Origin of the sequence: Burkholderia contaminans, assembly GCF_029633825.1 — a bacterium.
In the GTDB taxonomy this organism is placed as follows: domain Bacteria; phylum Pseudomonadota; class Gammaproteobacteria; order Burkholderiales; family Burkholderiaceae; genus Burkholderia; species Burkholderia contaminans.
This window is the reverse complement of sequence record NZ_CP090643.1, coordinates 360803-373334: the sequence shown is the minus strand read 5'-3', so window position 1 is coordinate 373334 and position 12532 is coordinate 360803. Positions and strand designations below refer to the sequence as shown.

Genomic DNA, 12532 nt, shown 5'->3' with positions numbered 1-12532 from the left:
CCGATCCTCTCAGATGCTGTTATTTTTTTGGTGCCAGATTCATCGCCGCGAAGAGGATGAATCCAAGACCGAATATCGTCGCCATCAATGTCCAGTTCCATACGGCGCCGAACCGGTCGATCGTCGCGGTGCGGGCCGGCGCCTCGGGCTGGTAAAGGACGGTGACCTTGTCGCCGACCTTGGTGCCGTAGATCATCCCGCCTTGCGGATAGGACACGCGCTCGCCCGTTTTGGTCACGAACTCGATCTGTGGATGGCTCCCGCCGGCATTAAGGCTGACCACCTCGCCAGGAACGGAGATCGCAGTCTGCAAAAAACCTCGGGTAGACCAACCGATGATAGCCGCGATCACGAGAAAAACGACCCCGATCGCAATGCCTGCAATAGCCTTTGACATGAGCCCTCTCGATTTTTGTCGTTCGACACGCGGCAGCACCCTGTCACTGCGTGTCCGAGCGGGATTTTAGCGCATTGGCGAACACTTGCCGGAAGCCATGTGACGCCCGAAAGTATGCGCAGGGCGACCGAGCCCGCGGGTCAAGTTTCACGTTCTGGCGGCTTCATGTCGCCGCTTTCTCCTGGTCTCCTCGGTCGCCGTAATGCTGATGAAGTAGCAGCGCGCGCACCAATGCCCACGACGGATCGTGTTCGGCGTGGCGAACCAGCGGTGGCCGCGCGCGCATTCCCATTCCAACCGGGTTGAACTGTTGACGTAAGTCTTCGAGACGCACTCCCCGCCTCGCTCCTTCGCGATCGCTCGCATAAGGTCAATGCCGAGCTTCCCGGCGTCGTGCGCGCACGCAGAGCACCAATGACCGCGGACGATCGCTCCGGGATACGCCCACCAACGATGACCGCGCGCGCACTCCCATTCGAGTCGCGTAGCCGCGTTGCGATAGATACCCGAAAGGCACCGACCGCCGTGCGCCTTGGCCACCTCATGCATGAGACTCATGCCATACCGTTTCGATTCGTGCTGGCACTCGACACACCACGATCCACGGAATGTCCGGGCGCCCAACATATCGAACTCGTGGCCCGCCTCACATCGAAAACGGTAATGGGCCTTACTGCCTTCGTAGACCTCAGAGAGGCAGACGCCTCCTCGCTTCTTAGCGCACCGCTGGAGACGGGCCAACCCATCATGGAGCCGATACCCTTCCACCTTCTTCTGATTCGAACAGATCCGACACCAAGCGCCCCGGACGACCTCCTGTCCTACGGCTGACCATACATGCCCCGCCGCACATCGAAAGCGGTAGCGGTCGCCGAGCTTGGTGTACGACTTCGTCAAGCACTCACCACGATGCGAGCGAGCCGCGGCGTGAAGCCGCTTCATTCCGCCTGGATCGGCCATGCGCAGTGCACGCTCCGCGCGGGAGCAGACGATGCACCAGGAACCCCTCTCTAGGCTTTCAGGCGACTTCTCGAACTCGTGCCCGTGGCGGCATACGAATCGGTACCGCGCTTTCCTACCTGCGTATCGGTTCGTTATGCATTTCCCCCCCGCCTGACGAGCGAAATCCCGGAGCTTTCGCAACGCCTCGTCTTCTCGACACGACGGGCAGGTGACAAGGTGATACAGCAGATGCGCGCCAGAACGACTGACCTCATGTCCACGCCGGCACCGGATCCGATACTGCGCGTGCCATCCTTCCCACTCCTCGCTGAGTAGCTTCAGTCCGTAAGGCACCAACGCCTTGCGCAATCGCTTCAACTGGTCGACGGACAACGCGGTTCCTTGCTGGTTGCGAAAGTGACTTCCGTCGAAAAGGGCGGATCCTCTCGATCTCAATTCGAGACGAGGGATTGTTGAAACTACATGGATATCTGCCGCACGCTCTCCGACCCCATCCGATGCATAGTGTCATCTTGAACTCGAATTTTCGTACCAAAATGCCAACTTCGCCATCGCGGCAGGTACACCCTGATCAAGTCGATACGACGCTCCGCAATCGGTTCGCGTCTCCGCCTGGCCCATGGCCACCACCGCACATGCAAGCTCCGACACAATCGCGATGACCGATTGGATTTGTTTGTGATCGAATTAGCGGGGCGTCAGTCAAATTACGCATCAAGCCGCAAACACCGATCCGCGACTGCGACCGCTATACTGTTCGCCAAAGACAAGACGACCAGGTGTAAATAATGAAAGCAATGGGACGGGGATTTCGCGGTACGCTGGTGCAATGCGGTGCCGTTGCTGGATGCGCGCTCCTCCTCACCGGCTGCGGTGACCGGTCCATCTCAGGGGCATACGTCCTGTCGTCTAAGACCGAAGCCGATCTCCTCCAGATCACCGAAACCCCAGATCACCACTTCAGCGGCACGTTGCGCCATACCGTCCTTGGGAACGACGGCACCCTCTCATCCGGGAGCACGAACGTTTCCGGTTCAGTCGATGGCGACAGCATCACCCTCACACTCTTGGCTACGCCACTTCCGATCGGCCAGAACTTCAGCGGCACCGTAACCTCCGGTGGCATTGAACTCACCTTATCTGACGGTAACCGGACCGCAGTCCAGCATTTCGCGAAAAGCAAGCCCGCCGATTTCGATTCGGCTGTCGCGCAACTAAGTCGAGCTGGCGAACCAGTTATTGCCGCCAGACAGCGGGGCCAAGCGGTCGAGCACCTCAACCGCGGAGTGACCTCTCTATCGACCAATCTTGAACGGTTTGTTTCGAAGGCTCAGGAGCGCATCGAACGATTGCCGAGAGTGCAGGCTTACTACGACCAAGCGATCGCTACCGAAGAGGCAAAACTCGATCGCGCCCGCCGACTGGCGTCGACCGGCAATTCGGTCGCGCAGGGGCAAGCGAACGTGATTGTCGGCCAGATGGGTGTAGACAAGGCCCAGATATCCATCACGGACGACACCATCGAGCGTGCGATTAATGACGAGAAAGCTGCGGAAGCGACCCTGAACGCAGAGATTGCACAACGGCGTCCCCAGTGCGTTGGTGCCGGCTCCACTGGTTCGGACCACGTGAGACCCGACATGGGGCCATGCAAGGGCTTTGAGCGCGCCGTGGCAGCCTACAACTCGATTCTACCTGCGCTGCATAAAGCACTTGTCCTGGCGGCGCAGGCAAAGACCCACGGTCATGATCAACTCGCCACTGTCTGGCAAGCCGCCGATGCCATACAGTGAACAGCCTCTACGGTCAGGCAAGGTGGATATGCCTAGTGACGTCGCACAGTTAGACCAACCACCAAAGGGTGACGTTGGTTTTGGCGGCTGAGACCAAAGTTGGCCTGGTGAAGTGCCTTCCGCGCTGCGCATCTAGCCCGTGGAAACGCGAAACAACTGCGCGACGAGCAGGGGATCCACGCCGGGTCTGATTCAGTCAGCTTGCCAGATTCCCCGCAAGCCGCAACTCGCCTCAACTACAGACCCCGCGCGACTGCAGCTTCACGGACTGTCAACATACAAAACCACCTGCGCGTTGGAGTGCTCCGGGCGCCTCAACAACGCCCGGGAGGACCTAAACACTAGTGCAGGAGATTCCGCCCCGCTACCCGCAGGACTTCTCTCGCTCCCGACGGTGTCAAGTGCGAGTCGTCAAAGGTCACGATCATCCCACGGCCCTCGCCAGTGCGCGTCAGACACCCTTCTGCGTTGCACATCGCGCTGTATGCCGAGACGTACTCGATACCCAACTGCTGAGCGGTAGCCGCTCCAAGTCGATCGTATTCAGCCGCTTTCGGGTCAAGCGCGAACCGCGTCCTCGCCGGCAGCTCCTCGTGATATTCACGCCAATAGAGCCAATACAACTTCGGAAGCGGGCTCTCCCAAGTTGGGACTTGGCCAAGCAAAACGATGCGCTTTACCCCGGCACTTCGTGCGGCCGCGACAGTATCTTTTACGGCAGCGAGCCGGTCCGGTGACCAGTTGGCGGTCAAGATCAACGTGTGCGGCACCGCTTTCCGTAGGGCCGAAAGAGCGTTCGCATTGATTCTCCCGCACCGGTTATCTCCACCCAGCAGCGGCGGGCAACCTGATGCACTGAACTCTGCTACGCGAACACCATACTTAACTTGCTCATCCCTGAATCCAGGGTAGACCGCGGCCGCGCGCGAATCACCCCAAAGAAAGATTAGCGGCTCGGGACCTTCGGGCACGCACTGGGGTGCAAACGTCTCACCGGCACCCTCGAGATAGCAAGCACCACGACGCCATTCTTTCTCAAGATCGAAATGGATGCCGTCTGCAAACTGCGACACCAATCGGTTCATACGGAACTCCATACCGTTCCGATCATATGCGTTGTAGCCGCCGAACCCAGCACCCAAGACCAGGATCAGGAGGGAGATCGCATAGAGGTTCGACCGCCGCGCTCGCCTAATCGGTAGCTCGATGAAGCGATACGTCAGCCAAGCGAGTGGAACGGCCACGGCGACTGCAGCTGCTCGAAGCGTCCATGCCGGCACGCCGCTCGAAAGCAGACGCAGGAACGAAAGAATCGGCCAGTGGAAGAGGTACAACGGGTAGCTGATCAGCCCGACGACAAGGACCGGCCGAGTACAGACGCGGCGCATCAGAGCAGAGTCACGCCCGCCACGGATGACCAAGTACGCGCCCACGACAGGGCCCAGTGCCCACCAACCCGGAAACGTGACATGAGAATTCAGGAAACCAATTGAGAGCAGAAGCGCGATGGCCCCTGCAACGACCCCAAGTTCAGCGTAGCGTACCTGCCCGCTCGGGCGACTAAATTCCCGATAGGCGAGCATACTGCCGGCCATGAGCTCCCACGCACGCGTCACGGGAAGGTAGAACGCGAACGTCGGGTCGGTGCGCACGACAATGACGCACGAGAGGAAGGAAGCCGCACCGAGTGTTGTGATCACCCAGGATGGCGACCGCCTCAGTCGTGCAACGACCCACAAAATGACCGGCCAGAACAGATAGAACTGCTCCTCAACGCCGAGAGACCAGAGATGCAGCAATGGCTTTTGATCAGCAGCCGCATCAAAGTAACCTGCTTCACGCCAAAGCACGAGATTTGATACGGACAGTGAGCCACCTGCGATGTGCTTGCCCAAAGACTTGAATTCCTCAGGAAGCAAATTGCGCCAGCCCATGAAGTACGTGGCCACAAGGACGATCAACAGTGCTGGGAAAATTCGACGGATTCGTCGACTATAGAACGTCCCAATCGAGAACGTCGAGTCGCTCAGCTCGCGCAGAATATGCGAGGTGATCAGATACCCCGAAATTACAAAGAAAATGTCAACGCCGACAAAGCCACCAGGAAGCAGTGACGGAAACGCGTGATACAGGACAACGCTGACAACAGCCAGGGCACGCAACGCATCAATATCGGGTCGGTACCCGGACTGTTGCGGCAAGGCGTGAGGCGTCGAGCCGCGCGGGCACGCGACGACAACGACAGGATTTTGTTCTACGCTGGTCATTATGAAGCTAAGGTTTGGACTGCATTTGGCGGGCACCGCCGCGCAGTACTTGTGATGGGCCGTGGCACTCGGCTGATTCACCCTGAACGATGCAACATCCCGGTTTGGCGCCCCTTCTGACAGAGCGCGCCGCGCAATTCTAATAGCTTTCGTCAGATGAGGTCGCGCTTCCCTTGAAGGACGGCCCCGTCGTGGCTTCCTCGAAACGGCGTTGGAACAGCAAACCGCATCGAACAACCGTTGATAGCGCAGCGCTTGCAAGCATGCCGGCCTGGGGAACTATCACCATCAATTCGCTTCGGCGGCAGTGAGTACTTCGTGCGTCATACCGCTAGATTGCTCGAGGTTCTCCAAACTGCAAGACGGGCGGCTCACGCAGTTTCCGGGTACGTCATGTTCCTCACGCCAGAAAGTGCCAGTGCTAACTCTGCGGAAAATCCGCGTTCCGATACGAATCTTCGTTCCAGCCGGGTACTGACGGAGTGCCATCATCATCTTTGCCCCTTATCTTGCGCGGGTGGCGCCAGGCCAACAGCGGCAGTTATGAGCGCCCTCGCTGTCGCGAGGAAAATGCTCAGGATAGAGCATTTGACCAACGCTCCTGAACAGAGAACCATGCCGAGCCTCGGGGAGGCGCGGACTTCCCACGAGAGCACGCAGCGCCATTCAAGAGGGCTTGTACGTCTCTTCGATGAGCACCCCACACCACCAACCACTCAGCTGCAGGTTGGAAGCAGTGCAGCGGCACAGCGAGGGCAAAGATCGAGTGCTTGTCCGAACATCTGGTCGAACGACAGACGCTGATCAGCTGCGTTCCACGTCCAGCTCTCCTCGCAGAGAGGGTGCTCGTAAACGCCTCCAAATCCAATGTCCGAGTCACTCGCGACATGGAGTACTTCACCTACCATCAAGAGGCACAGAGAACGTTCCTCGAATCCGCTGCTGAGTGGATAGAGAAGACGATCCATCGTCGCCAGTCCGAACAGCGGCTCGCCGTTAGCGGCGCCGTCTGGCCCGAAGCTTCGGCCATGAGCAAGCGACTTGCGTACCACGTGGATGAGCGTGCTACTCGTTGGAACGGCCCTGTGCAAAGCCTCGCTACCCTCGTCTGCGTCGTAGACCCGCCAGGCATCAGCCGGATCTGTAAACAGAGGAGAGAACGACCATCCCGCCGTATTGCAATGGATAAAGAACCGATCTGGCTCCCCATCGCCAAACTCGACGCGTCCCAGATTGCGACCCATATAACTTCCTGATCGATGTGTGTGGAAGATATAGACGCGGACGCGTTACTCTTCCGATTCGAAATATTCGACAGTAAAGGCGACTCGCTTACCGATCCCCGGGACCCCGCACATCTCCTGGACTGCGCGCTCAAGTTGGCCGAGCGGAACGACCTGCTCTATACCGTCAGCGACCACCCTTGCCCTCAACCTACGAGCCGCCTCCCGCTCGACGATTGCGATTTGGTCAGCCATCAGGATCGGTGCAGCTGAAATCGCAAAGAGTAGTATCGTGAATCCACTTCCTCGTGGAAGTGAGACAAACTCGAGATCAACCCGTACCCCGTCCGTGTCAACTCCGAGGCGAGCAACTTGGCGCTCGGTCTCGCGGAAAACTGGATGCGACATCCGCTCGCACGCGAAATTGTTGTACATGTATCGACAGCCTTGTACGGCTACTTCTCCTGGTACGGAGAAACCTGCTCCGAAATCACCCGTCTCAGCCCTTGCATGCCTCACCGACATTCGATCGGTTCGCGCGTCGTAGTCACAACGGACAAAGTTCGCCCCCTGCTGGTAGAACGGTCTGGCAATCTCGTTGACCAGGTCGCGTACGTCCATTCGTGCTGTCATCTGTCGTTGCCTTCAATGCTACGGTCTACTTGCTCGGTGTCCAGGGCGCGCGCGATCCTACCCAATCGGGCTTGTGACTCCAAGGCGAGCCTGGTGAAGCGTTGAAAGCGGTCGGTCCGCCGCCTGTACTCGGCCGGACCGACAAAGAAGAGCGTCGCCATCGAAAGAGGGAACAGCTTGTGATAGCCCCACGAGATCCGGCAGCGGGTCCGGGTCGAAACACGGTCGATCACCGCAATCGCAGCGTCGCGGTCCCGATAGACCTGGGCAATGAAGTTCTCGAGTTCCTCTCCCGATCTATCCAACGGCTCACGTGAATTAGGAAAGCTCATCGGCATCTCGCGCCCCGTCCTGTGCCGGCCGAATGTCGAAGTGTGCTTCAGCAAATCGCGCATTGCAGTTCCACACCTCCGTCCCCTCGCGCCAAAATGTAGCCCATCCGTCCTTGACAGTCATCGTCGCACTCGGATAGACCATGCCATATCCTCGAGCTGTGGCACCAACAATCGTCAACTCACGACACGTGGCAGTGTATTCGCCGTCGCTCAGCACGGATAACCCCTACCAATCGTAAGTTGGTGCCCACTAGGATCCACTTTCTGAGTTCCCATACATGGCCTCCCAGGTCTGGCGTAAAGAAAACGCTCCCTATTCGAATAGGGCCCGAGGATTATGGTCGGCAACATCGTTCGATGTACCTTAGGCGAGTACAAGCGCCAAAAAGATCAACCACCCCCAGCCCTCATGATCACCATGCGCCAAGTACACCGCCCCAGCAATACAAGCAATCAACGCGGCAACTCGCCCATATCGATTCCAAGCGTTCTCAACCTCAACGGCTTCCTCTGAAACCTTGCGGCACGTCGCACGGACCGCAAAGTTCTTGATCTGAGACATCTTGGCCTCCCTCACAATTCCAGTCATTCAAGCAGTACACACTGCGCATCAAATTCTAGTCGATTGGGACTGATCTAACGGCTAGGCGAAGACGACATCATTGTCGCCCCGCTGCCCAGCGGTGATCGCCGGTGCAAAGTACCGGTTACGCAGACCGAAGTTGTGCATCGACAACGTGCAACGCGCCTGACGGAGCAAAGGCGATGGCGATCGAGAAAATTGAAATGCTCTTAATGAACTACACTTTTCCAAGCCGATCCTTGAGCGCTTGCCCCGCGCCTGTCGCGCGCCAGCTACCGTGACGGTCGCGAGTTACAAAGCCTTCGCGATAGAGCGCCTGCATCGTGTCGACGTTGCAGATGCGTGAGCCGTTGATCATCACTGTTGAGCCCGCGCCTGGCTCAGCCGACCAACCCTGAGACATCCATCGCATGACACGAAGTTGAGCGGCTGTCAGTTTCGGCGAAGTAGCGCCAATAGCGTCTTCATCAATCGCAGCACGGCCAGCGACAGTCAAGGTCCACACCACGCCGACCGGAGCACGCTCGAGTAACCCGCGCTTGACCAGGCTAGCGAGGGTGGTCAGGCTGTGCTTTCCCTTCGTAGATGTCGACACCGCTGTCTGAAAAATCTTTCCCCCACCAGTCTTGGCGTCCCGGAGGACCTCTCTCTGCTTCTCGGAAAGCTTCATAGTTGCGCCGAATCGATTGATAAGCGAGCACCGCAGCCGGATTGCCCAGTCTTGTGGATGACCACTATGATAGGCCTGATCATGCTATGTCCGAATCTCTGGAAAGCAAATCGATTCGGCGACCGCGGTGGGCGGCCAGATTTGAGGCCCGGTCTCAAATTGCAAATACCATCCTCGATCAGTCAGCCAGATGCCTCTCCCGGCGCCCAGCGAGACGACAGGGATACGGGTCGCGAACCCTGGGCCAGGACCGGCCCGCAACTTCGCTGTCAGCGTATGCATCGCTCTTTCGATCGCATCCTCACTAAGGGCCGGGTTAAAGTACTCGTCCGAAAAACCCAGCGGAAAGGTCACTGCCTCAGAGACACGGTATGCCGTTTGGATCTTTGCTACACGGGATTGGATCGATAAAAGTTCCTCAGTGGTGACATGAGAGACGATAGGAATCAACTCAGGGTGTACCGGGTTTGTAGGGGCTCCCTCTCCGACGTTGAAGCTGACATAGCCCACTGGCTCCCAACCCAATATCAACTTGTCCACGATATGGGCGTAGCTCAAGAACTGCTCGTGCTCGTACCACTCATCTGTGTGCGATGGGTACCAGAAGAAGCGATTGTGAAGAGTGCTTGTCGTCGTATAGCTTCCTCCGTCGATGCGCACATCTAGGTTCCACCTCAGACTATTCATACGGTCCGGCTCCGACGTGACATTCAGCGTGATGCGCTCGCCGTCGATTGGCGTGTACGTCATGCTTTCCATCACCTTAGCTCGCACCTCGATTGCTCGATCACTGAGAGCATTAGAAATCGGATCGCGGGCCGCCAACTGCAGATGACCGTGATAAATGCAGCCCCTTGGATCTGTCATTTCGATTCCGTATGACTTCCTCCACCTCTGGACGACTTCCACTATCATCCGGCGCCAGAACGCGTGGAAGCGAGCATAGTCAAACTGCTCCGTGGCAACCGACGAGACTTCTTGGTGTAAAGCATCAACCAATGACTCAACGGCCTGAGCGAACGCCGGCGACCTCGGCTTATGGCCTGCTCTGTGAGGTACGGTCCGCATGGGTGCCATGCCTGCACCCAACGTCTCACGGAACTTCCGCAGCACTTCGGCAGCGGTCGCGGTCGTTGGTGCGAGTTGCATACTGCTCAGATGCTCGAGCATCGGCGGGTATTTGCGATACGTCGCATTCGCCAGCACGAGATCTAACGCGACGACCGTCAGCCTCCGAAGTTCGATCTCGGACTTTGTCGCAGCGGTATAGCAGTGCGCAAAAAGCGCATTGACCGCAGCGTCTACTACAGTAGGGTCCCATCTTCTTTCGGAGATGATGCGCAGTACGATTTCTCGGACCGACTTGACTATTGATTCCGAGCTTGGCTGATCGAGACACCAGTCGATCCTCGAAAACAAGGCCTGCCTCAGGTTCGTGTAATTCCCAGTGCGTAAGAACTCCTTAAGGCAAGAAGGAACCTCGTCGCGCCCGAGGAAGTAGGTCCGCAGTTTATCGATCGCTGCGGAATTCCCTTCCGCAGCTGCTCGCCAGACTTCCAGGCCTTTCTGCTGGCCAAACGCGGGGTCCCTTTCCCATCCGATGCTCCCGCGGCTTAGAAAGACCATCTTGATCGGTGGGCGGCCCTCGTTTCGCTGCGACAAGTCCCAAAAACTTGCGATCGCAGCTAGCGTATCCTTCGAGCCGAGCGTGATGTTGTTCGGTGAACTCTTAACCTGGACTACTGTTGCGACGTCCGGCCCAATAACGTCGTAGTCCTCAGCACATTCAACGTACAGCTCTTCGCTTGGCTTCAGCTGGAGCCACGCCTGAACGGTCCGCCAAATCTGGTAATCGTAACCTTTGAAAGACGGCACCGCTTGCCTTGAATTGTTCGCCATCAGGGGCGCCAATTTACGAATGGAGCTCAACTTGGGTATCCGGTTTACGCGGTTGATTCGGGCTGATTGAGCCTACTGCCGATCAGCCGCATTTGTGTTGACAGCTTCGGCTTTACTTCTTGCCGACGACATTGGAAATGATCGTTTCGGCAATGTTCCCTGCGATTGCCCCGGCGTCCTTCACGGCCGACACAGCCTTTTCTTCGAGGCTAATTTGGCGTGTCAGCGCAGCGACCTCGCAGCGCACCAGATCGCGCTTCATAGCACGCACTTTGTTGGCGTAGCTCTCCGTAAAGATCGACTTCGACCAGTTCCAATCAATGGCCCCCGGTGCAACTTCCCACGGAGAACTTTTGCCTGTCATGAAATTCGACTCGCCGTTGAACGCATCGACGGCCGCACCGACTAGGACTTCAAGACCGAGCACGCCAGGGCCAAGCGCAATCCTTTCGCCCGTCGTGAGACGCCTGCTGTCTGCGCGTAACGCTCCATCAATCTCCGCCTGAGTCGGTGGATCGCGGAAGATGTTGATATCGCTCGTCATGTCACTTTCCCGTTCGTTTATGCGGGATCAACCGCAAAATGCTGTTTCCCGTCCGGATGATGTTGCGCCTCATCAACCGCGTAAACCGGATACCCCTCAACTTTGGTCTCTCCGCTAGTGTTCTATGATCGTGGTACAGCCGCGCTGCAGTCATTGCTGCAAGTTCTCTGGCCATGAACTGGACGTTGGCTACGAGCTCGCTCAACCTTCCTCGCGCAAGATTTCAAAACCACGAGACTCGAAGAACTGGCGATCAATCCCTGCTTTCGGCCAATCCGATGGCCAGTCGACCAACGTCAGTCCGAACGACAACGTGACTCCACCGCCGGCGGCCACGTGCGCCACCCGACGTTGCTCAGGGTGAGCAAGGCAGATTTCCCCAAATGTCATATCGCACCCTCGTTGATCATTGGTTATATCTCAAGCGCTTGTACCATTCGACGGGTCTCGTCTTCAACGGCCTGACCGCATAGCTTGTCATTCCCTGGAACGTATCGCGACCTGGCCTCGGCCAATGGCAACACGACGACCGACGGCCAACCGAATTGGTCAGCGCTAATGTCGGCAAGGAACGGGGTGCCACTCGAAGTCGCCCCTTCTACCCAGTAGTGGCCGTGCCAGACTCCGACGACGTCGCGCGCCCCTCCATCACTCAGTCCATCGCCGCCGCGCATGACCGTCTCGCAACCTCCGAATCGATCCAGCGATTGCCTAATATGTCCGGCGACCCGTCGGTCAGGATTGAGGTGATCTACCTGGCCCCGTCACACCTTCACTTCGCTGCGGCGCCCGATAGCAATACCAGTGTCCCAGGTTTCGCCGTCACCCCAACGTGACTGAGGTCGACCGACCAACTGCCGCCAGCTCCACGCGCTACCCCAGCCTGATCTACCCACCCGCCACTCGCGCCAATCTCCAACGCGGCCTTCTGTGCGTCTGCTTCGCTCACAGCCTTGTCGCTGACGAGTATCGCCTCCCCACGTCCATATGACAAAGGATGCGCAGAAAAAGCGGCGTGCGTTCTGCGGCCGATATAGCGAGGCTCGTGAAGTATCGTGAAGGCCCCCGTGGCATCATGGAAGTCGCAAGCCAACGCGACGCTCTCAGATAGCGCCCATGTTGGACCAAAGCAAGGGTTCTGAACGGCTTCCTGGGGTGCGAGCCCAAGGAACACGAGCAATCCAATCAACATTTCAACTCCTTCGCCTCAAGGTCATCCCATTCC

Annotated in this window: 10 protein-coding genes; 1 reads left to right on the top strand and 9 read right to left on the bottom strand. The window is 58.0% G+C overall.

Annotation, left to right across the window (positions count from 1 at the left end; translation table 11 throughout):
- Positions 1–19: 19 nt before the first annotated feature.
- Positions 20–397 (bottom strand): DUF3592 domain-containing protein, encoded by a 378-nt coding sequence (locus tag LXE91_RS41050; RefSeq protein ID WP_046543914.1) that lies wholly within the window; start codon positions 395–397, stop codon positions 20–22.
- A gap of 1751 nt (positions 398–2148) precedes the next feature.
- Here LXE91_RS41050 and LXE91_RS41045 point away from each other — a divergent pair.
- The gene (locus LXE91_RS41045) at positions 2149–3153 is read left to right on the top strand and encodes a hypothetical protein (protein WP_135370844.1); all 1005 of its coding nucleotides are present in this window, start codon (positions 2149–2151) and stop codon (positions 3151–3153) included.
- A gap of 341 nt (positions 3154–3494) precedes the next feature.
- Here LXE91_RS41045 and LXE91_RS41040 read toward each other — a convergent pair whose 3' ends face one another.
- The 8 genes from LXE91_RS41040 to LXE91_RS41000 all read right to left on the bottom strand — a co-directional run bounded on the left by LXE91_RS41040 (position 3495) and on the right by LXE91_RS41000 (position 11697).
- A complete protein-coding gene (locus tag LXE91_RS41040; RefSeq protein WP_082139527.1) occupies positions 3495–5420 on the bottom strand; it encodes an acyltransferase family protein in 1926 nt (641 codons plus the stop codon).
- 1289 nt (positions 5421–6709) lie between these two features.
- On the bottom strand, positions 6710–7264 hold the full coding sequence (locus LXE91_RS41035) for a hypothetical protein (RefSeq protein ID WP_046543910.1): 555 nt from the start codon (positions 7262–7264) through the stop codon (positions 6710–6712).
- Between the two features lie 8 nt (positions 7265–7272).
- Positions 7273–7671, bottom strand: a complete 399-nt coding sequence (locus LXE91_RS41030) for a hypothetical protein (protein WP_046543909.1) — start codon at positions 7669–7671, stop codon at positions 7273–7275.
- A 304-nt stretch (positions 7672–7975) separates the two neighbouring features.
- Positions 7976–8173 (bottom strand): hypothetical protein, encoded by a 198-nt coding sequence (locus LXE91_RS41020; protein ID WP_135370842.1) that lies wholly within the window; start codon positions 8171–8173, stop codon positions 7976–7978.
- 238 nt (positions 8174–8411) lie between these two features.
- Entirely contained in the window at positions 8412–8864 is a 453-nt protein-coding gene (locus LXE91_RS41015; protein ID WP_172625629.1) for a hypothetical protein, read from the bottom strand.
- A gap of 84 nt (positions 8865–8948) precedes the next feature.
- A complete protein-coding gene (locus tag LXE91_RS41010; protein WP_070162823.1) occupies positions 8949–10793 on the bottom strand; it encodes a hypothetical protein in 1845 nt (614 codons plus the stop codon).
- Between the two features lie 82 nt (positions 10794–10875).
- Entirely contained in the window at positions 10876–11307 is a 432-nt protein-coding gene (locus LXE91_RS41005; protein WP_046543906.1) for a hypothetical protein, read from the bottom strand.
- 201 nt (positions 11308–11508) lie between these two features.
- On the bottom strand, positions 11509–11697 hold the full coding sequence (locus LXE91_RS41000) for a hypothetical protein (RefSeq protein WP_046543905.1): 189 nt from the start codon (positions 11695–11697) through the stop codon (positions 11509–11511).
- Between the last annotated feature and the right edge of the window lie 835 nt (positions 11698–12532).